Here is a 20,356-nt window from a genome sequence, read left to right on the forward strand (position 1 = left end):
ACATAACAAAAATAGTTAGTTTTGCCGAACTATTTTCTATATTTAACATAGTCACAATATTTGTGCCAAAACCCTGTATATGAGCAAAAAATTAACTAGTAGATCAGAAGACTATTCTAAATGGTATAATGAATTGGTTGTTAAAGCAGATTTAGCAGAAAATTCAGCAGTAAGAGGTTGTATGGTTATAAAACCATATGGCTATGCAATTTGGGAAAAAATGCAAGCAGAATTAGATAGAATGTTTAAAGAAACAGGACATCAAAATGCTTATTTCCCCTTATTTGTACCAAAGAGTTTATTTGAAGCTGAAGAGAAAAATGCCGAAGGGTTTGCTAAAGAATGCGCAGTAGTTACCCATTATAGATTACAGAATGATCCAGATAAACCAGGAAAACTGCGTGTAGATCCAGAAGCAAAACTTGAAGAAGAGCTTGTAGTAAGACCAACTAGTGAAGCGATTATTTGGAATACTTACAAAAATTGGATTCAATCATACAGAGATTTACCAATATTAGTAAACCAATGGGCCAATGTAGTGCGTTGGGAAATGCGTACGCGTTTATTTTTACGTACAGCAGAGTTTTTATGGCAAGAAGGACATACAGCTCATGAGACAGAAGCAGAGGCAATTGCAGAAGCGAAGCAAATGAATGAAGTTTACGCAACTTTTGCTGAAAACTTTATGGCAATTCCAGTAATTCAAGGAGTAAAAACAGAAAGTGAGCGTTTTGCAGGAGCTGTTGAGACATTTTGTATTGAAGCGTTAATGCAAGATGGTAAAGCATTGCAAGCCGGAACGTCGCATTTCCTTGGTCAGAACTTCGCAAAAGCTTTTGATGTTAAATATGCTAATAAAGAAGGTAAACAAGATTATGTTTGGGCAACTTCTTGGGGAGTTTCTACGAGATTAATGGGGGCACTTATTATGACACATAGTGATGATAACGGATTGGTGTTACCACCAAATTTAGCGCCAAACCAAGTTGTAATTGTTCCTATATATAAAAATGAAGAGCAATTAGAAGCCATTACAGAGGTTGTAAACGGAATTGTTAAAGATTTACGCAGTAAACATATAACAGTTAAATACGACCGTAGAGATACATTGCGCCCAGGAGCTAAATTTGCACAGCATGAACTACAAGGAGTGCCATTACGAATTGCAATAGGAGCAAGAGATTTAGAAAACGGAACTGTTGAGTTAGCAAGACGTGATACGTTAACAAAAGAAGTGGTGTCATTAGACGGCTTAACTGATAAGGTAGAAGGGTTAATGACAGAGATTCAAGAATCATTGTTTAAAAAAGCATTAGACTTTAGAGATTCTCACATTACCGAAGTAAATTCTTTTGAAGAGTTTAAAGATGTTTTAGAAAAGAAAACAGGATTTATCTCGGCGCATTGGGATGGAACTCCAGAAACAGAAAATAAAATAAAAGAACTTACAAAAGCCACTATTAGATGTGTGCCTTTTGTAAATAATGAAGAATCAGGTGTTTGTGTGTATACTGGAGCGCCTTCAAAAGGAAGAGTTTTATTCGCAAAAGCGTATTAAATAAAATTTTTTTGAAAAAAAATTAAATAAGTGTTGTAGCATTCAAAAAGAGTTGTATATTTGCATCCGCAATCACGAATTGCACAGTTCATTAAATAATGAAACAACCTTAATGGCCCGTTCGTCTATCGGCTAGGACGCCAGGTTTTCATCCTGGTAAGAGGGGTTCGATTCCCCTACGGGCTACAATTTTTTTCAATAAAAAAATATTAGTAATAAAATGGCAAATCATAAGTCAGCATTAAAAAGAATCAGAAGCAACGAAGCTAAACGCTTAAGAAATAAGTATCAGCACAAAACTACGCGTAATGCTATAAAGAAATTACGTGATTTAAGTTCTAAGAAAGAAGCTGAAGCGTTAATGCCTTCTGTGTTTTCTATGATTGATAAGCTAGCAAAAAAGAATATTATTCACGCTAATAAAGCGGCGAATCTTAAATCTGGTTTAGCTTCTCACATAGCTACGCTTTAAGATATTAAAATAATATAATAATGAAGCTTCTCATTATGAGAAGCTTTTTTTTTATTATAAATTTAGTTTTGTTTGTAGTAAAAGCCTTGGTTTAAATCAAGGCTTTTTTTTGTCTCTTTATGCGAATTAATTTGGCTAGTTTTAGTTTGTAATATAATATTCAAATAAAATGATAGTAAATGACATTGCTTATAGTAAAGAAAGCTAAAGCCTTGTTTGTCATTAAGAGCAATAGTAACCTCAAATCCTTTTTTAGAATGTCCTTTGTTTATAAAGGAGTCAACATTATTATCATCTTAAATTAACAAGGTTTTTAATAAGAGTTTGAGATGATCATATGTGAGATAAAAAAATGCTTTCAAAAAAATGAATTCTTGAAAGCATTAGTTTAATCTTTTTTTAGATTTTTTACTATCCGTTCATAGAGATCAGAAACTCTTCGTTGTTTCTTGTTTGTTTAAAACGTTCGTTAATGAATTCCATAGCTTCAACAGGGTTCATATCTGCAAGGTATTTTCGCATTACCCACATACGCTGAATTGTGTTGTCGTCAAGTAAAATATCATCGCGACGAGTGCTTGATGAAGTAAGGTCTATGGCAGGGAAAATACGACGGTTAGATATTTTTCTATCTAACTGTAGCTCCATGTTACCTGTTCCTTTAAATTCTTCAAAAATTACTTCATCCATTTTTGAACCAGTTTCTGTAAGTGCTGTAGCTATAATGGTTAATGAGCCTCCGTTTTCAATGTTTCTTGCTGCACCAAAAAAGCGTTTAGGTCTGTGTAATGCATTCGCGTCAACACCACCACTTAAAATTTTACCTGAAGCAGGTTGTACAGTGTTATATGCTCTAGCTAAACGCGTAATAGAGTCAAGAAGTATTACAACATCATGACCGCACTCAACTAGGCGTTTCGCTTTTTCTAATACAATATCAGCTATTTTAACGTGTTCGTGAGCTTCTTTATCAAAAGTAGAAGCAATAACTTCACCACGTACATTACGCTGCATATCTGTTACTTCTTCAGGACGTTCGTCTATTAACAAAATCATTTGATATACTTCAGGATGATTTGCAGCAATAGCGTTTGCAACGTCTTTAAGTAGCATTGTTTTACCTGTTTTAGGTTGCGAAACAATCATACCACGTTGGCCTTTTCCTATAGGAGAAAACAAGTCCATAATTCGAGTAGAAATAGTACTTTGTCTTTCAGCAATATTAAATTTTTCTTGAGGAAAAAGCGGTGTTAAGTGCTCAAATGAAACACGGTCACGCACTACATTAGGATCTTGGCCGTTTATTTTATTTACTTTGATAAGCGGGAAGTATTTTTCGCCTTCTTTTGGAGGGCGTACGTTACCTAAAACAGTATCTCCTTTTTTAAGACCAAATAATCTTATTTGTGATTGTGATACATATATGTCGTCAGGTGAAGATAGATAGTTATAATCTGAAGATCTTAAAAATCCGTATCCATCTTGCATGATGTCTAAAACACCTTCGCTTTCTATAATAGCGTCAAATTCAAAATCAGGCTCACGATAGCGGTTTCTATTGTCTTTGTTACCGTTGTTTCCTTTGTTGTTATTGTTGTTGTCTCTTTTGTTAGAGCGGTTATTGTCTTTTCTTTGAGGCTTATTGTTTGTGTTTTGTGGGGTGTCTTCTTTTTTGGTAGAAGCTGTGTTGTTGTCTTTAGCTGCTGGTTTGTTTTGCGTTTTAGCTTCGTGGTTCGTAGCTTGAGACTTGTTGTCATTTTGAGGTTTATCGTCGCTTTTTTCTTGTTGCGGCTTATTCTCTTTATTTGTTTGAGGTGCTTTTTTTGCAGCAGGTTTTTGTACGCGTTGTCTTGGAGCTCTTTTAGGCTTTTCCTTTTCCTGTTCTTGTTTGCTGTCATCTTGTTTAGCAACTTCTTTTACTGCTTTAGGGTTTGCAGCTTGATGATCTAATATTTGATAAACAAGATCTAATTTTTTTAACGAACGGTATTTAGAAACGTTCAGTTTTTTAGCTATTTCCTGTAATTCAGGAAGCTTCATTTCTTTTAATTGCGTGATTTCAAACATTGATGTTGAATTGTGAATATTTGAGTTAAATATTAAATTAGAATTTTTCTGAAAAAAATGATTTTATTCTGAAGAATTAACAACTTACAACTCTGATAGTTGGTGATTGTTACTGCAATTATACAACATTTATTTTAATAATTTCACGTATTTTTTAAAAAGAAACTATTATTTTTGTGCCATAATTAAAGAAAATTAATGCTTCAAAGAGTACAAACCATATACTTATTATTATCTGTAATAGTGTCTGCAGGATTAACTTTTGTATTTCATTTATGGACAACAAATGATGATGTTATGGTTTTTGCTAAAGATCATGTGGTATATTTTGCTATGTTTTTAGCATCAGCAATATTATCTTTAATTTCTATATTTATGTTTAAAAACAGGAAGTCTCAATTTGTTTTGGGGCGTCTTAACATCATATTAAACTTTATTTTACTAGGATTATTTGTGTATCAATCTCTAAATTTATCTGGAGAAACAAATGTTTCAGAGAAAGGTATTGGGATTTTTCTTCCTATTGTTTCTATCGTATTATTGGCCTTGGCCAATAAAGCCATTAAAAAGGATGAAGATCTTGTAAAATCTGTAGATCGATTACGATAAACCTATCATCTTAGTAGTATTAGTGCGTGAGCCCAAGGTGAAGATCTTGGGCTTTTTTTTGTTTTGAAAATTTGTTTATTATTATTGAGTATATTAACCAAAAAGATACTAATTATGAGAAAAAATAATTCATTACTAATAGTAGTTGTTTTAGTTTTAACTCTTTTTTCTTGTAGTAAAGATGATGCTGATTTTGTGGTTGGACAAGAATCTTTAAAAATTGAAGATATCTCAAATGTTAATATAGTTGATGTTGTAAGTGATGTTGAAATTGTAGTAACTACAGCTTATATTAAAGAAAAATGGGAGTCTAATTTTAATGATAAATTTTCTTTAAAAAAAGTAGCGTTTAATTCATTTAAAATTATAGAAACAGATGAAAATCAAACAGGAAAAAAAGTTTACTTTTTAAAAGCAATAAGTGATGATAGGACTATCGAAACAGGTGTTTTTTTAAAAAAAACAGACGATACACATTACTCTCTACAATAAGAATGATTTATTTTTTAAATTCAATAACTTCTAAATCTTTAATAGTTCCATTATCTACAATAAACCGTAGCATGGTTCGCACTTTATGAAATCCGTGTTTTCCAACAGCACCAGGATTCATATGTAATAAATTTAGTTTTTTATCAGGCATCACTTTCAAAATATGAGAGTGACCAGAAATAAAAAGTTTTGGTGGGTTTTTTGTAATAGCTTCTTTAACACGAATATTATATTTGGGAGGATAACCACCAATGTGTGTTATCCAAACATCAACACCTTCACAAGTAAACCGATTATGTTCCGGAAACTCTTGTCTGGCCTTATCGTCATCTATATTGCCATATACGGCGTGTAGTGGTTTTAAAGCTTTTATGGCATCAGTAACTTTTAGATTGCCAATATCTCCTGCGTGCCATACTTCATCAGCGTGTTTTACATGTTTTAAAATGACATCATCAATGTAACTATGGGTATCTGAAAGTAGGAGAATTTTTTTCATTATAATAAATACAGAAATCTTAAGTTTTTATTAGCGTTTTATTTAAAAATTAAAGAGAGATAAAATTCTATCTTTGTAGCTTCAGAAACAAAAGTAGCAATTCAATTTGAGATATTTTATTAAGCTTTCGTATAACGGAAAAGCGTATCATGGTTGGCAAAATCAGCCTAACGCAATTTCAGTACAAGAGGTTTTAGAAAAAGCGTTATCTACGTTACTTCAGCAACCAATAGCTATAGTAGGTGCCGGACGTACAGATGCCGGAGTACATGCTTCTCAAATGTTTGCACATTTTGATACAGAGCAAGAGTTTTCAGAAGAACAGCTTGTGTTTAAGATGAATTCATTTTTGCCAAAAGATATTGCAATACAAGATATTTTTAAGGTACAGCCAGAGGCTCATGCAAGATTTGATGCCTTAAGTAGAGAGTATGTTTATAGAATTTCGTTAGAAAAGGATGTTTTTAATTTTAATCAAACATACTATATGAAAATGATGCTGGATGTTGATAAGATGAATGAAGCATCAAATATTTTATTTGAGTATAAAGATTTTCAATGTTTTTCTAAAAGCAATACCGATGTAAAAACGTATAATTGTGAGATTATGAAAGCGCAATGGCAATATGTTGATGGAGAGTTACAATTTACAGTAAAAGCTGATCGTTTTTTGAGAAACATGGTAAGAGCTATTGTAGGAACAATGATTAATATAGGTTTAAGTAAAATTAAAGTTGCTGACTTACATGAGATTATAAAGTCTAAAAGTAGAAGTGAAGCCGGATATTCTGTTCCAGGACATGCGCTGTATTTGACAAAAATTGAATATCCAGATTCGATTATGTTTCAAGAGTAATTTTTTAAAACGTTTCTATTTGTATAGAAAATATTATGAGTAAAAAGAAAGAACAGGTACTTGATGTTAATTTATTTAAACGATTAACAGTTTATATAAAACCTTATAAAGGTGTGTTTTTTGGTGTGCTCATTGCTGTTATTTTATTAGCAATTTTTACAGCGGCAATTCCTTATATCACCCAGCAAGCAATAGATCAGAACATAGCCCAACAAAAGGAGCAGGATTTTCTGTATTATATTATTGCTATGTTGGTGCTTTTGCTTTTTCAAACAGTTTGTCAACTGCTATTCATTTATTATGCTGGATGGCTAGGTCAAAGTGTTGTAAAAGATGTAAGAGTGAGGTTGTTTAACCATATTCTTGGTTTCAAAATGAAGTACTATGATAACTCTTCTGTAGGTGTTTTAATTACTAGGGCAGTTACAGATATGGAGCGTATTGCAGATATTTTTGGCGAAGGATTATTTATGATTTTTAGAGACTTACTTACCATGTTAGTAGTGTCGTCTGTAATGGTTTATATGAACTGGAAATTAAGCTTGATAGTGTTTTTAATGCTTCCTTTAGTATTGTATGCAACACGCTTATTTCAAAAATATATGAAACGCGCTTTTGAAGAAGTACGTACTGAAGTTTCAAACTTAAATTCATTTGTTCAAGAGCGTTTAACTGGAATGAAAATCTTACAGTTATTTACTAGAGAAGATACCGAGTACAAAAAGTTTAAAGAAATAAATGAACGCCATAAAAAGGGTTGGCTAAAAACAGTTTGGTATAACTCAATTTTCTTTCCAATAGCAGAATTGTCTTCTTCTATAACTATAGGATTGATTGCTTGGTATGGCGGACTTAATGCTGTAATGAATGACACAGCTTCTTTGGGAGATTTAACAGCATTTATTATGATGATTCCTATGTTGTTCAGACCATTACGTCAAATAGCAGATAAGTTTAATACGTTTCAGATGGGAATGGTTGCGGCCAATCGTGTTTTTAAAGTGCTTGATACAACATCTCAAATTGATAATTCAGGAACAGAAGAAGCTACTAATTTTAAAGGAGATATAGCTTTTGAAAAAGTGCATTTTAGTTATGTAGATAACGAAGAAGTATTAAAAGGTATATCGCTTAATGTTAAAGCTGGTCAAACCGTTGCAATAGTTGGAGCTACAGGAGCAGGAAAATCAACCATCATTAATTTATTAAATAGATTTTATGATATAAATAGTGGTGTTATAAAAGTTGATGGTATAGATATAAAGACACTTACATTGCAATCTTTAAGAAAGCAAATAGCTGTTGTTCTTCAAGATGTGTTTCTATTTGCAGATACCATACTAAACAACATCACCTTAAACGATACTAATATTACTCAAAGCCAAGTTGAACAGGCAGCAAAAGATATTGGTATACATGAGTTTATAATGAGCTTGCCTAATGGATATCAATATAATGTAAAAGAGCGTGGTGTTATGTTATCTTCTGGTCAGCGTCAGTTAATTTCATTTTTAAGGGCTTACGTTACAAATCCTAGTATACTTGTTTTAGATGAAGCAACATCCTCTATAGACTCACATTCTGAACAATTAATACAAACAGCTACAGATAAGATCACTCAAAACCGAACATCAATAATAATAGCGCATAGGCTAGCAACAATAAAAAAAGCAGATACTATTATTGTTATGGATGCAGGTGAAATTGTAGAACAAGGCACACACGAAGAGCTACTTGCTAAACAGAGTGGTTATTACAAAAACCTATATGAAGTGCAATTCTTAAAAAAGGAAGAACTGGCTTGATAATTGAGAGGCTTCTTTAGCAGATTTTTTCACTTCAATCATTTTTTGTAAATCTCCGTTTAAGTACATGAATGCTCCCATAGCGATTGTAACTACAAACATTATAAAAATTAAAATAAGGATAAACAAAAAGGTTTTTAGTGCAATTTCACTTGTTTTAATTTGATATAAACGTTTAAAGCAGTAAGCTGTAAATAGAATTTGAAATATAATAGCGATACTACTTGTTATTGAAAAGTGAATATCAAACAGTGATGTTATTATAATAAACAAAGAACTTATAATAGAAAAATGTGCTGAAGTATACATGTTAATTACCAAATGCTCGGTATAGTTGTATTTTTTATGATTAGAGAAAACAACTTTAGAAATTAAAGCATAAATAGGAACAGCAAGCATAAAAATAAGCCCCTGATAGTCTTTGCTAAAATCCATGTTTTTTTGCTGAAAACCTTCCATGCCTTCTTGGTCAAGAAAATCCATGTTTAATAATTCAGGGAAAAACTTATTTAAAATAAACATTTGAAAACCAGCAATTGTTAGCGCTATGGCAAAGTAACTTACAACGTTAACATACTTTTTCCTTGTGCCGCTTATATAGTTGTCTATTACGATTTCTGGTTTTGAAAAAAGACTAGTAAATGTTTTGAAAAATTTATTGTCAACATTAAAATATTGTTGGGTAACGTCAATAAATAGGTTGTTTAGAGTCAGTCGGTTTCTTATAACTTTTGCACCACACTTATTGCAGTAATCATCATTGTTGTGCAGAGCGTTTTTGCAATTTTTACAAGTCATTTTTATGGTTTCGTTATTTAACCTAAATCTTGTTTTATTAAGTCAACAAGCTCATGAGTGTCTTTAAACATAATAAACTCACCGTCTTTAAAGTAAGATATTTGTCCGGTTTCTTCACTCACTGCAATAGCTAAAGCATCAGTCTTTTCACATATTCCAACAGCAGCTCTATGGCGTAAACCAAATCTGTTAGGAAGGTTTTTTTCATTGTTTACAGGTAAAATTACACGCGTTGCTTTTACAATGTTATCTGCAATAATGATAGCGCCATCATGTAGCGGACTGTTTTTGAAAAAAATGCTTTCAATGATAGGCTGTGTGACTTTAATATTCATTTCGTCACCTGTGTTGGTCAGGAAATCTAGGTTGTTATTGCGCTCTAAAACAATAAGAGCACCTGTTTTTGTTACGCTCATTTTATTGCAAGCGTTTACAATAGCTTCAACGTCAGTTTCTGTGTTAGTTTCATTTTTTAAAAACTTAAGTTGCTTAAAAAACTTCCCACGTTTACTAAAATTTGTAGAGCCAATCATAAGAAGAAACTTTCTTATTTCTTGCTGAAAAACAACAATTAACGCAATAAGCCCAACACTCATAAAGCCACCTAGAATTTTGCTTAACATTTTCATTTGTAAAGCTTCTGTGATAACATAGATAAAGTAAATAATTACAATACCTATAAAGATGTTTATAGCAACAGTACCTTTTACTAACTTGTATACATAGTAGAGTAGTAGTGCTACAAGAACAACATCTATAATGTCTATAATGGTAAATTTTAATAGGTCGTCAAAGATTTCCAATTGGATGGCTTTTTGGTAAATTTAAAAAAATTAAAAAGAGTCTGTAGGTAATTCAGAAAATAATTTTACGCATTCCATAGCTTCTTTTACATCGTGTACTCTTAAGATAGAAGCGCCTTTTTGCAATGCCATAGTGTTAATAATCGTGGTTCCATTTAGTGCTTCTTTAGGTGTGATATTTAGAGTTTTATATATCATAGATTTTCTTGAAACACCAGCAAGTATGGGTTTTTCAATATGTTTAAAAAGCTCTAAATTATTTAAGAGTTCAAAGTTTTGTTCGCGTGTTTTTGCAAATCCAAAACCAGGATCTACAATAATATCTATAATACCAAGGGCTTTTGCTTCTGTAATTTTCTCTGAAAAATAAAGCAAAATATCTTTTGTAAGATTGTTGTAAGAGGTTAGTTGTTGCATAGTTTTAGGAGTTCCGCGCATATGCATCATAATATACGGCACTTGCAGTTTTGCAACGGTTTCAAGCATTTTGTTATCAAGTTGTCCTGCTGAAATATCATTAATTATTGCAGCACCTGCGTGAATAGCTTGTTTGGCTACTTCACTTCTAAAAGTATCTATAGATATACATATATCGGGAAATGTTTTAGTGAGCAAAGTAATTATAGGCAATAAACGCTTAAGCTCATCAGCTTCAGAAACAAAATCAGCATTAGGCCTTGAGCTGTAAGCTCCAATATCAATAAAAGTAGCGCCTTCTTCTAGCATGAGAGCTACTTGTTCTGTAATGCTTTTTTTACTTTTATATTGTCCGCCATCAAAAAAAGAATCGGGTGTAAGGTTTAAAATCCCCATCACTTTTGGGGTAGATAAATCTATGAGTTTGCCTTTGCAATTTATGGTCATTTGATAATTGTTTGTTATTCTAAATTTTTGTTAAGAAAACTTTAAACCTGAAACTTTTGAAGGTTAAATATTTTATGCGAAATTTACGCAAAATTGATTTTAATTTATGCAAGATACTTCAAAACTATACGATGATGTGATTACAAACTGTAGGAGTTTGTTTATAAATAAAATGAAAGATTATGGAAGCGCTTGGAGAATATTACGTTTGCCGTCACTTACAGATCAAATATTTATAAAAGCACAGCGTATTCGTGGTCTTCAAGAAAATGATGTAAGAAAAGTAGATGAAGATGAATCTAGTGAGTTTATAGGTATTGTAAATTATTCAATTATGGCTTTAATTCAGCTAGAAAAAGGTGTAGCTAACAAGCCAGATTTATCTGTAGAAGATGCAATTGCACAATATGACGAAAAAATAGCGATTACTAAAAAGCTAATGATGGACAAAAATCACGATTACGGAGAAGCCTGGCGTGATATGCGTGTAAGTTCATTGACAGATTTAATTCTTCAAAAGCTATTGCGCGTAAAACAAATAGAAGATAATAAAGGTGAAACACTAGTAAGCGAAGGCATTGATGCTAATTATCAAGATATGATAAACTATGCCGTTTTTGCAATGATTCATTTAAACAAATAAAAAGAACAAATGAGATTTTTAGTTAATATTAGTAGAGTGTTGGTTGGTGTTTTGTTCATCATATCAGGGTTTATAAAGCTTAATGACCCACTAGGGTTTTCATATAAACTTCAAGAGTATTTTAGTGTAGAAGTTTTAAACCTGCCTTTTTTAGAACCTTATGCATTGATTATTTCTGTATTAGTCGTCGTTTTTGAGGTTGTTTTAGGAATATTTTTACTTATAGGTTATAAGCCCAAGTTTACAGTTTGGAGCTTGTTGTTAATGATTATCTTCTTTACATTCCTAACATTTTATTCAGCTTATTTTGATAAAGTAAAAGATTGCGGATGCTTTGGAGATGCATTAAAACTTACACCTTGGGAAACATTCTCAAAAGATGTAGCCTTACTTATTTTAATTCTTATTCTATTCTATGGAATAAAGCATATAAAACCCTTGTTCAATAAATTAGGCCTTTCAGTGGCAGCATTGTTTAGTTTTATAGCCTGTCTTGCTTTTGCTTATCACGTACTTATGCATTTACCTTCTATAGATTTTAGACCTTACAACGTTGGAGCTAATATTACAGATAATATGACAGTGCCTGATGATGCGCCTAAAGCAGATATAAACTATAATTGGGTTTTTGAAATAAATGGAAAACAAGAGATTATAACGACAAAAGGAGACTACCCTAATGTAGATGGAAAATATATTGATGTAACTACAGAAGTTTTAGACCCAGGTTACGAAGCGCCTATTCATGATTTTACTATAGAAAAAGATGGGCAAGATTTTGCTGAAGACATGCTATCAGAAGATAACCTAATTATGATTGTTGCTTACAATCTGTCTAATTCAGAACCAGATGGTTTAAGTGCATTAAAAGAAATGACAATGCAAGCATCAAAAAAAGGATATCGAGTTATAGGAATGACAGCTAGTGGTCCAGATGTACAAGAACAAATAAAAACGACTTATGGGTTAGACTTTGATTTTTATTTCTGTGATGAAACAGCATTAAAAACCATTGTAAGATCAAGTCCAGGTATTTTAAAGCTTAAAAAAGGAACTATCATTCAAAAATTACATTGGAATGATATTGATGAATTAGAGTTGTAATTGTTTGATAAGCTATTTTTTAAATAAAACATTTTATGCCTTACTTACATTATTTGGAGTAGTAACTGTTATTTTCTTCCTATTTAATGTTTTGCCAGGAGATCCTGCGCAAATGATGTTAGGTCAAAATGAAAATAGCGAGCAATTGGCTATAGTAAAAGCAAAGTATGGTTTTGATAAGCCTGTAAGCGCGCAGTATTTTTATTACCTAAATGATTTGTCTCCCATATCGTTTCATTCTAACACAGAAACTGATTATACGTATTTAAGAGAAGGTAAGTATTCGGCAATATCATTATTTACAATAGGAAATACTACAACGGCTTTAAAATTTCCATACTTAAGAGAATCTTTTACAAAACAAGGAAAAAAAGTGAGTCATGTTTTAGCTGAAACTCTACCTAATACATTCGTTTTGGCTGTTAGTGCAATAACTATTGCCTTATTTTTAGGTATGCTTTTAGGGGTTTTATCTGCATTACAAAAAGATACGGTCATTGATAAAACAATTCAGATATTGAGTACTTTAGGAATGAGTGTGCCTTCCTTTTTTAGTGCTATTTTATTCGCATGGTTATTTGGTTTTGTATTACATAATTATACAAATTTAGAGATGACAGGAAGTTTGTATGAGTTAGACGATTTTGGTGAGGCTATGCACATTCAATGGAAAAACTTATTGCTGCCGGCAATAGTTTTAGGTATTCGCCCGCTTGCAGTCGTTATTCAGCTTATGAGAAACTCATTATTAGAGGTTTTTAATCAAGATTATATTCGTACAGCAAGAGCAAAAGGTTTAAGTGAGTTTCAAATCATAAAAAAGCATGCTATAAAAAATGCTTTAAATCCTGTAGTTACTGCTGTTTCGGGTTGGTTTGCATCCATGTTAGCAGGAGCTGTTTTTGTGGAGTATATTTTTGGCTGGAATGGTTTAGGAAAAGAGATAGTAAATGCTTTAAACACACTAGATTTACCAGTAATAATGGGATCAGTATTAATTATTGCTTTGCTTTTTGTAATTATCAATATTTTTGTCGACATAATTTATACATGGTTAGACCCAAAAGTTAAATTAGAATGAAAAACATGAAAAACGTATTAAAAGCACTCATCGTTAGCTTATTTTTTATAAGTTGTAAAGCACAAGAACCTACAGAGTTTTCAGAGAAAGCGTTGCAGGACACATTTATTACACTCAAAGGAGAATCAGTAACTTTTCAAAGTATATTAGATGCTCATAAAGGAAAAACGGTATTAATAGATGTTTGGGCATCATGGTGTGGTGATTGTATAAAAGGAATGCCAAAAGTAAAAGCATTACAAGCAAATTACCCAGATGTATCTTATGTGTTTTTGTCTTTAGATAAAGGTGTTGATAACTGGAAAAAAGGAATAAAAAAGTTTGAAGTCGAAGGCTCTCATTACTTTATGCAATCAGGTTGGAAAGGTGATTTTGGCACTTTTGTAAATTTAGATTGGATTCCAAGGTATATAGTTGTTGATAAACAAGGAACTATAAAAGTATTTAAAGCTGTAAAAGCAAACGACAAACAAATAAAACAAGCATTACAATGAGAAAACATATTGTAGCAGGAAATTGGAAAATGAATAATGATTTAGCTCAAACCGAATCATTAATAACAGACTTAAAATCACAAACAAGAACTTCAGATGCAGAGGTTATGATTGCGCCAACATTTACAAACGTTTGGCAAGCATACCAAACCCTAAAAGATAGCTATATTGAAGTTGTTGCACAAAACATGCACTTTGCTGAAAATGGGGCTTACACAGGAGAAGTTAGTGCTTCTATGTTAAAAAGTGTTGGTGTAAAAACGGTTATTTTAGGACACAGTGAGCGTCGTGCTTATTTCAATGAGACAGATGAATTACTTGCTAAAAAAGTAGATGCAGCTTTAGCTAATGATATGCGTGTTATTTTTTGTTTTGGAGAAGAATTAAGTGATAGAAAATCAAATAATCAAGAAACTATTGTTGCTAGCCAAATAAAGAACGCATTGTTTCATTTAGATGCAGCGGCATTTCAAAGTATAGTTTTAGCTTATGAGCCTGTTTGGGCAATAGGAACTGGAGAAACAGCAAGTCCAGAACAAGCTCAAGAAATGCATGCTTTTATTAGAAAAACCCTAGCAGATACTTATGGAGAGTCTGTAGCAAATGATGTGTCTATTTTATATGGAGGTAGCGTAAAACCAAATAACGCTAAAGAAATATTCTCTAAACCCGATGTAGATGGTGGTTTAATAGGAGGCGCTTCTTTAAAAGCTGAAGATTTTTATGCTATTGTAAACGCATTTTAACATCACATAACTTATAAAAAAAAAGGCTTACTGTTTAGTAAGCCTTTTTTTGTTTATATACCTATCTCAACTTGAAAACGGACATACCAATTATTATCAGTTGTATTATTTAAATAATTGAGTTCGCTTTTTGTGACTTCAGCTTGTAACTTTAGTGCATGTTCCCAGATGTATTTGGTAACACCAAAACTATATTGGTTTGTTTGTGGTGTAAGCATTTCTATATCACTATGAGGTTTTTGGTGAGAATACCTACCAATTAATTCATAATTGTTTTCAAATAAATAACTTAATTGGGCATCATAACCTTCTCCAGCAAAAACATATCGTATGTCAGTTGCATCATCCGGATTGTATGTTAGCGGATTTTTTGATGTTCTATTCATGTACGCCGTTTGAAAAGCCCAACCATTATACTTTAAAATAGCGTCAAATAAAAGCGATTGCATATCACGTTTTTCAAACAAATCATCACCTAAAGTTCCGCGCGTTCTTCTTGCATTATTATTAAAGTGGTACACACCAGAAAGCATTAGTTTAGGAGTCGCTTCGCGTTTTATATCACCTTCAAATAAGGTTCCGTTGTTTTGAAATGCTCCAAAAGGAAAAAGTTCTAATCGCCCTGTAAATGCCAAACCGTTGTCAGGACTTTCAGTCCAGTTTCTACCTTCTCCAGTACTTATTGCTGATTTAAAGTTGTAAGAAAACTTGTCATTCAATTCATTTAGGTAATAAACTTGTAAACCAAAATCTCTGTCTATATTAAAACGGGCATTGTTTATAGAGCGGTCAGTTAGTTGCAAAGCACCTGACGAATTAATACGTTGTCTGTTTCCTGGTAATTTTGTTTGTCCAAAACCAATGTTCCAATGATTGTTAGGTCTGTAAAAAACAATAGCGTCTCTTATTATATTTAGGTTGTCACCATCTTCAATCGCACCAACATCATTGGGAGAAAATGATAATTGAATCACATAAATAATACGAGGGTCACCAACGTAACCGTCAAAACGTAAACGTAAACGACGTATCATAGCTTCATACGAAGAGGGTTCATCTTCGTTGTCTATAAAGGTGACACGGTTTTGCATTCTAAAACGAATATTTAATTTAAAAATACTGTCAGGAGATGTAATTCCTAATCCTTTTCCGTAGCTGTAGTAAGGAAGTGCAGATAGCTTAATGTCGTTATTATCTTTGCTTATAGTAATTTGAGCATTTACTGAAAATGATGCCAAAGCAAAAAATAATAAAACAAGTGTTTTTTTCATGATAAGTTGTGTTATAATAATTGCAAAAATACAGTTAACTTGAAAACGATTGCTAAATTTGCAAAATAAATATTCCAATCTATGATTTATATATCCTATAGCTTTGAGGTAAAACCACTACAACCTGCTGTTGAAATTTTAATTGCTGAATTAGGTTTCGCTGGCTTTGAAAGCTTTGTTGAAACAGAAGAAGGCGTAACGGCTTATATTCAAAAAGAAGCGTGGAGCGCAGATATTCTTGATGACATACAAATTTTAAATTCTAGCGAATTTGAAATCTCTCATACATTTGAAGAAATAGAGCAAACAAATTGGAATGAAGAATGGGAAAAAAACTTTAGTCCAATAGTTGTAGATGATGTTTGTGCTGTAAGAGCGCCATTTCATGAAAAGTTTAACACGGATTATGATATTGTAATTGAACCAAAAATGAGCTTTGGAACTGGTCATCATGAAACCACGCACATGATGATACAGCATATCTTAAAAAATGATTTTACAAATAAATCTGTATTAGATATGGGTTGCGGAACTGGAGTATTGGCAATTTTAGCTGAAATGAAAGGCGCAAAACCTATAGATGCTATAGATATAGATAATTGGTGCTATTTAAATAGCTTAGAAAATGTTGAAAGAAATAACTGTGAGCACATCACTGTTATAGAAGGTGATGCAGGTTTGTTAGTCAACAAAAGTTATGACATAATCATAGCCAATATAAACCGAAATATCTTACTTAATGATTTAAAAAAGTATGCAACTTGCTTAAAACCAAAAGGATTGTTATTTTTAAGTGGTTTTTACAAGGATGATATTTCTGTTATAGAAGAAACATGTAATAAACTAGGCTTAAATCACGTTGAAACATTAGAAAAAAACCAATGGGTTGCCTTAAAATTTATTAACTAATCTTTGGTTTTTTCGTACCCCTTAATTATAAAAATACTTGAATAGCTATGAGTACTAGAGAAAAAACATTAGAAGACGTTTTATTAAAAGAAGATGTTTTAAAAAATAATGAAATTGTATTGTATAATGATGATGTAAATACTTTTGATCATGTTATTGATACACTTATATATGCTTGCGATCATATGCCAGAGCAAGCAGAGCAATGTGCTATTATTGTACATTACAAAGGTAAATGCACGGTAAAAACGGGAGCTTATGATGATTTAAAGCCACGTTGCTCAATGTTGCTTGAAGCAGGTTTAAGTGCAGAAATTATATAAATATCAACATTTTTTTAAAATAACTTTTGCAATATAAATTAATGCCCTATATTTGCACTCTCAAAAAAACGGCCTCGTAGCATAACTGAATAGTGCACTTGATTACGGCTCAAGAGGTTGCAGGTTTGAATCCTGCCGAGGTCACAAAAAAACCTGCTTTTTTAAGCGGGTTTTTTTATTTAACACATTTTTAGAATGTTTCTTTTTAATCTAATGCATTCTTTGTCACAAAAACACGCCAGCCAATTATTACAAGTTGAATTTTTGAAGCTTTACTTAAGTCTAATTGCTGTTTTGAATAGCTTGGTAAAAGATGTTTATTAACTCTTGCTAAAAATTTAAAAAACTTTTTTTTCATTGTCATTGCCATCTTAATTATTACAAAGATAAAGTCTTTGGTTTTAAATCAAAGTAAAACGTATTCTAGACTACGCTTCACAAGATTGTTTTTTTTAGAATAAGGATAAAATCCATTCTATTAAATAAATGGCAAAAGCAATCATAATTTTGGTTTTTTAGTGGTTAATAAATTCTTGTTTTTTTGATTGAGTTTTCAATATATATTTTAGCAATTCTATCTTCCAAATAAAACAGGTAAAATCTGTGAAATTGACTTTTGTTTTATAAGTAAAAAAATGATTTGTATTTCATTTTAAAATACATTTGTCTTTATTCTTGTTTTAAAGTGTAGTGTTTTGTGTTGTTTAGTGTTTTAAAGTGTAATAGTTTAAGGCGTTTTTTTGATGTGCTTTGTTCTTTCAAGGGAATAAAACCTTAAAAAGTAAGCTTTTTTTATGATTTCATCTTTTTTTTTAAGTATGAGGTTGTGTTAAAGTTAACCATTTAGTTACTTGGAAATGAAGCTCGAGAAAATAGGATGTTTACATTTGCAAAAAATATCCCTAATGAAAAAAATTACTTATTTAATAGTATGTGTTCTTTTTACACAAATTCTTGTTGCTCAAGATTTGTTTATAAATGAACTAGATTGTGATACACCAGGAGTAGATGATAAAGAGTTTCTGGAGTTAAAGTCTACGATACCAAATTTTAGTTTAGACGGTTACGTTGTTGTTTTTTTTAATGGCTCAACATCTGGAAATAATTCAAGTTATTTTTTAATTGATTTAGACGGTTATTCTACAGACGGTAACGGTTTGTTTTTAATAGGTAGTGAGTCGGTAACACCATTTCCACAGCTATTAATTTCAGCAAATACAATTCAAAATGGCGCTGATGCTGTTGCAATTTATCAAGCAAGTGATGTTGATTTTCCTGATGGAACAGTAGCAACAATAGATAATTTAGTTGATGTCTTACTGTATGATACTTCAGATAGTGATGATGCTGATATGATAGCAATTTTTAGTGCGCATCCTAACTTTACAGATATTCAGCAAATAAATGAAGGGTCAGGAAATAATACAAATTCTATTCAGCGTTTAGATGATGGTTCTTATGTGTCAACAACACCAACGCCAAGAGCGCTTAACGAAAACGGAGGTTCAGGTATAGATTTTAACGCAATAAGCATCTCTACATCACAAACACAATATACAGAGGGCGAATCATTTGATATTGTTTTTACAGCTCAAGAAAATGTAGTGGTAGATTATCAGTTTTCTTTTACGTTAAACAATTACGGTTTTAATACATCAGATTTTACAGGAAACACTACTGTAACAATTCCTGCCGGAAGCAATACAGTAACAACAACAATCACGCTGGTAGATGATGACATAGATGAAGGAGATGAAGAACCGCTTATACGATTTGTAAATATTGAAGAGCCATTTATACCATTCAATAACTTTGTAAAGCTACGAGCTATTGATAATGATTTTACGGTTGCTCCTTTTGGTACACCAATAAACCCTACTTATGGTGTTGTTGCAAGTACACAACCAAGTGGTTACTATGATGCTTTAGACGGGTTATCTGATGATGCATTAAAACAAGCTTTACAAGATATAGTTGCAGATCCAACCGTGGTGAGAACTCAAACCTATGCAGATGTTATAGATATTTTAAAAGAAGCCGATCAAAATCCGGAAAACAGTAACGAAGTTTGGTTGGTGTATTTAGAGCAAGGTATGCCAAAGCTAGATTTTCAAACAACTTCAAATAATGTAGGAAGTTGGAATAGAGAACATACGTTTCCTAGATCTAGAGGAGGTTTTTATAGTATAGATGATGATGATATTGCAAATGGCATAGATGCTTATTGGACAACAAATGCAGATTCTTTACGTCATGGAAACTCTGATGCTCATGCCTTAAGAGCTGTTGATGGTCCTGAAAACAGTTCTCGTGGAAACCAGTTTTATGGTGAGTATAATGGTCCGTCAGGAACATTGGGAGGCTTTAAAGGTGATGTAGCAAGAAGTGTTTTTTATATGGCTGTTCGTTATAACGGGTTAAGTATTGTAAATGGCTTTCCAGAAGGAAATGTTGGGCAGTTTGGAGATTTACAAACTCTTTTAGAGTGGCATCGTAATGACCCGCCAGATGATTTTGAAATGAATAGAAACAATGTTGTTTATAATTGGCAATTTAATAGAAACCCATTTATTGATCAGCCAGATATGATAGAGTATATTTGGGGGAATATGATTGGAGAAACTTGGCAACAAAACTTAAGCGTATCTGATAATGTGTTAAATGAGGTTGTTGTTTATCCCAACCCAACAAAAGGAAAAATTTCTTTTAGAGGTTTTGATACTTCAATAGAAGCAACATTGTTTTCAGTTGATGGAAGACAATTGTCTACAAGTTTAGTAGAGCCTAATACTTATATAAATTTAAACGTGTCTAGCGGGATGTATTTATTAAAGTTGTCATCAGAAAAAAAATCTATTATTAAGAAAATTATTGTTGAATAATATTTTAAGTGTTTATCATAAAAAAAAGCCCAAGTTTTGAACTTGGGCTTTTTTATTAATAGTATAGTTTGTTGTGTATA

21 protein-coding genes and 2 tRNA genes are annotated in these 20,356 nt (G+C 32.0%); 16 read left to right on the top strand and 7 right to left on the bottom strand.

Annotated elements, in window-relative coordinates; genetic code table 11:
- The first annotated feature begins 79 nt into the window (after window positions 1-79).
- From proS to rpsT, 3 genes are all read left to right on the top strand, one after another.
- Window positions 80-1,558, top strand: a complete 1,479-nt coding sequence (gene proS, locus ABD690_RS06450) for a proline--tRNA ligase (RefSeq protein WP_344728495.1) — start codon at window positions 80-82, stop codon at window positions 1,556-1,558.
- Window positions 1,559-1,672: 114 nt separating this feature from the next.
- A tRNA-Glu gene (locus tag ABD690_RS06455) sits at window positions 1,673-1,744 on the top strand.
- Window positions 1,745-1,778: 34 nt separating this feature from the next.
- On the top strand, window positions 1,779-2,030 hold the full coding sequence (rpsT, locus tag ABD690_RS06460; protein WP_344728497.1) for a 30S ribosomal protein S20: 252 nt from the start codon (window positions 1,779-1,781) through the stop codon (window positions 2,028-2,030).
- 411 nt (window positions 2,031-2,441) lie between these two features.
- On the opposite strand, the gene rho is transcribed toward rpsT, so the two are convergent.
- Window positions 2,442-4,097, bottom strand: a complete 1,656-nt coding sequence (gene rho, locus ABD690_RS06465; RefSeq protein ID WP_344728499.1) for a transcription termination factor Rho — start codon at window positions 4,095-4,097, stop codon at window positions 2,442-2,444.
- Between the two features lie 198 nt (window positions 4,098-4,295).
- Here rho and ABD690_RS06470 point away from each other — a divergent pair, with 198 nt between their 5' ends.
- Window positions 4,296-4,706, top strand: a complete 411-nt coding sequence (locus ABD690_RS06470) for a DUF4293 domain-containing protein (protein WP_344728501.1) — start codon at window positions 4,296-4,298, stop codon at window positions 4,704-4,706.
- 114 nt (window positions 4,707-4,820) lie between these two features.
- Complete coding sequence (locus tag ABD690_RS06475; RefSeq protein ID WP_344728503.1) at window positions 4,821-5,198, top strand: hypothetical protein; 378 nt, start codon at window positions 4,821-4,823, stop codon at window positions 5,196-5,198.
- Between the two features lie 7 nt (window positions 5,199-5,205).
- Here the strand turns inward: ABD690_RS06475 and ABD690_RS06480 are convergent, their stop codons facing one another.
- Window positions 5,206-5,697: a metallophosphoesterase family protein gene (locus tag ABD690_RS06480; RefSeq protein ID WP_344728505.1), complete on the bottom strand. Its 492-nt coding sequence runs from the start codon at window positions 5,695-5,697 to the stop codon at window positions 5,206-5,208.
- 106 nt (window positions 5,698-5,803) lie between these two features.
- Between ABD690_RS06480 and truA the strand changes: the two genes are divergently transcribed.
- Window positions 5,804-6,553, top strand: coding sequence for a tRNA pseudouridine(38-40) synthase TruA (gene truA / locus ABD690_RS06485; RefSeq protein WP_344728507.1), 750 nt, complete (start codon window positions 5,804-5,806; stop codon window positions 6,551-6,553).
- 35 nt (window positions 6,554-6,588) lie between these two features.
- Window positions 6,589-8,358: an ABC transporter ATP-binding protein gene (locus ABD690_RS06490; RefSeq protein ID WP_344728509.1), complete on the top strand. Its 1,770-nt coding sequence runs from the start codon at window positions 6,589-6,591 to the stop codon at window positions 8,356-8,358.
- Here the strand turns inward: ABD690_RS06490 and ABD690_RS06495 are convergent.
- Genes ABD690_RS06495 through folP form a run of 3 tightly spaced genes read right to left on the bottom strand, consistent with a single transcriptional unit; the run spans window position 8,335 to window position 10,823 of the window.
- Window positions 8,335-9,156 carry a DUF3667 domain-containing protein gene (locus tag ABD690_RS06495; RefSeq protein ID WP_344728511.1) on the bottom strand — a complete coding sequence of 274 codons (822 nt, stop codon included), beginning with the start codon at window positions 9,154-9,156 and terminating at the stop codon, window positions 8,335-8,337. The genes ABD690_RS06490 and ABD690_RS06495 overlap by 24 nt on opposite strands.
- A gap of 17 nt (window positions 9,157-9,173) precedes the next feature.
- A complete protein-coding gene (gene cdaA / locus ABD690_RS06500; RefSeq protein WP_344728513.1) occupies window positions 9,174-9,959 on the bottom strand; it encodes a diadenylate cyclase CdaA in 786 nt (261 codons plus the stop codon).
- Between the two features lie 30 nt (window positions 9,960-9,989).
- Complete coding sequence (gene folP, locus ABD690_RS06505) at window positions 9,990-10,823, bottom strand: dihydropteroate synthase (protein WP_344728515.1); 834 nt, start codon at window positions 10,821-10,823, stop codon at window positions 9,990-9,992.
- A gap of 106 nt (window positions 10,824-10,929) precedes the next feature.
- Here folP and ABD690_RS06510 point away from each other — a divergent pair, with 106 nt between their 5' ends.
- The 5 genes from ABD690_RS06510 to tpiA are packed head-to-tail and all read left to right on the top strand — an operon-like array spanning window position 10,930 to window position 14,891.
- Window positions 10,930-11,466: a DUF1599 domain-containing protein gene (locus ABD690_RS06510; protein ID WP_344728517.1), complete on the top strand. Its 537-nt coding sequence runs from the start codon at window positions 10,930-10,932 to the stop codon at window positions 11,464-11,466.
- Window positions 11,467-11,475: 9 nt separating this feature from the next.
- Window positions 11,476-12,570 (top strand): BT_3928 family protein, encoded by a 1,095-nt coding sequence (locus ABD690_RS06515; protein ID WP_344728519.1) that lies wholly within the window; start codon window positions 11,476-11,478, stop codon window positions 12,568-12,570.
- Between the two features lie 4 nt (window positions 12,571-12,574).
- Window positions 12,575-13,651: an ABC transporter permease gene (locus tag ABD690_RS06520; RefSeq protein WP_344728521.1), complete on the top strand. Its 1,077-nt coding sequence runs from the start codon at window positions 12,575-12,577 to the stop codon at window positions 13,649-13,651.
- A gap of 5 nt (window positions 13,652-13,656) precedes the next feature.
- Window positions 13,657-14,145 (top strand): TlpA family protein disulfide reductase, encoded by a 489-nt coding sequence (locus tag ABD690_RS06525; RefSeq protein WP_344728523.1) that lies wholly within the window; start codon window positions 13,657-13,659, stop codon window positions 14,143-14,145.
- On the top strand, window positions 14,142-14,891 hold the full coding sequence (tpiA, locus tag ABD690_RS06530) for a triose-phosphate isomerase (protein ID WP_344728525.1): 750 nt from the start codon (window positions 14,142-14,144) through the stop codon (window positions 14,889-14,891). The genes ABD690_RS06525 and tpiA overlap by 4 nt, the downstream gene beginning before the upstream one ends.
- Window positions 14,892-14,944: 53 nt before the next feature.
- Here tpiA and ABD690_RS06535 read toward each other — a convergent pair whose 3' ends face one another.
- Window positions 14,945-16,162 (bottom strand): porin, encoded by a 1,218-nt coding sequence (locus tag ABD690_RS06535; protein WP_344728527.1) that lies wholly within the window; start codon window positions 16,160-16,162, stop codon window positions 14,945-14,947.
- Window positions 16,163-16,243: 81 nt separating this feature from the next.
- On the opposite strand from ABD690_RS06535, the gene prmA reads away from it, so the two are divergent.
- From prmA to ABD690_RS06550, 3 genes are all read left to right on the top strand, one after another.
- Window positions 16,244-17,071, top strand: a complete 828-nt coding sequence (prmA, locus tag ABD690_RS06540) for a 50S ribosomal protein L11 methyltransferase (protein WP_344728529.1) — start codon at window positions 16,244-16,246, stop codon at window positions 17,069-17,071.
- A 47-nt stretch (window positions 17,072-17,118) separates the two neighbouring features.
- Entirely contained in the window at window positions 17,119-17,394 is a 276-nt protein-coding gene (locus ABD690_RS06545; protein WP_344728531.1) for an ATP-dependent Clp protease adaptor ClpS, read from the top strand.
- Window positions 17,395-17,464: 70 nt separating this feature from the next.
- Window positions 17,465-17,538: transfer RNA gene (locus ABD690_RS06550), tRNA-Arg, on the top strand.
- A 61-nt stretch (window positions 17,539-17,599) separates the two neighbouring features.
- On the opposite strand, the gene ABD690_RS06555 is transcribed toward ABD690_RS06550, so the two are convergent.
- Window positions 17,600-17,752 (bottom strand): SsrA-binding protein, encoded by a 153-nt coding sequence (locus ABD690_RS06555; protein ID WP_344728533.1) that lies wholly within the window; start codon window positions 17,750-17,752, stop codon window positions 17,600-17,602.
- Between the two features lie 547 nt (window positions 17,753-18,299).
- On the opposite strand from ABD690_RS06555, the gene ABD690_RS06560 reads away from it, so the two are divergent.
- Window positions 18,300-20,276 (top strand): endonuclease, encoded by a 1,977-nt coding sequence (locus ABD690_RS06560; RefSeq protein WP_344728535.1) that lies wholly within the window; start codon window positions 18,300-18,302, stop codon window positions 20,274-20,276.
- Window positions 20,277-20,356: the final 80 nt, after the last annotated feature.

The sequence above is a fragment of the Corallibacter vietnamensis genome, assembly GCF_039537875.1.
Lineage (GTDB): Bacteria > Bacteroidota > Bacteroidia > Flavobacteriales > Flavobacteriaceae > Corallibacter > Corallibacter vietnamensis.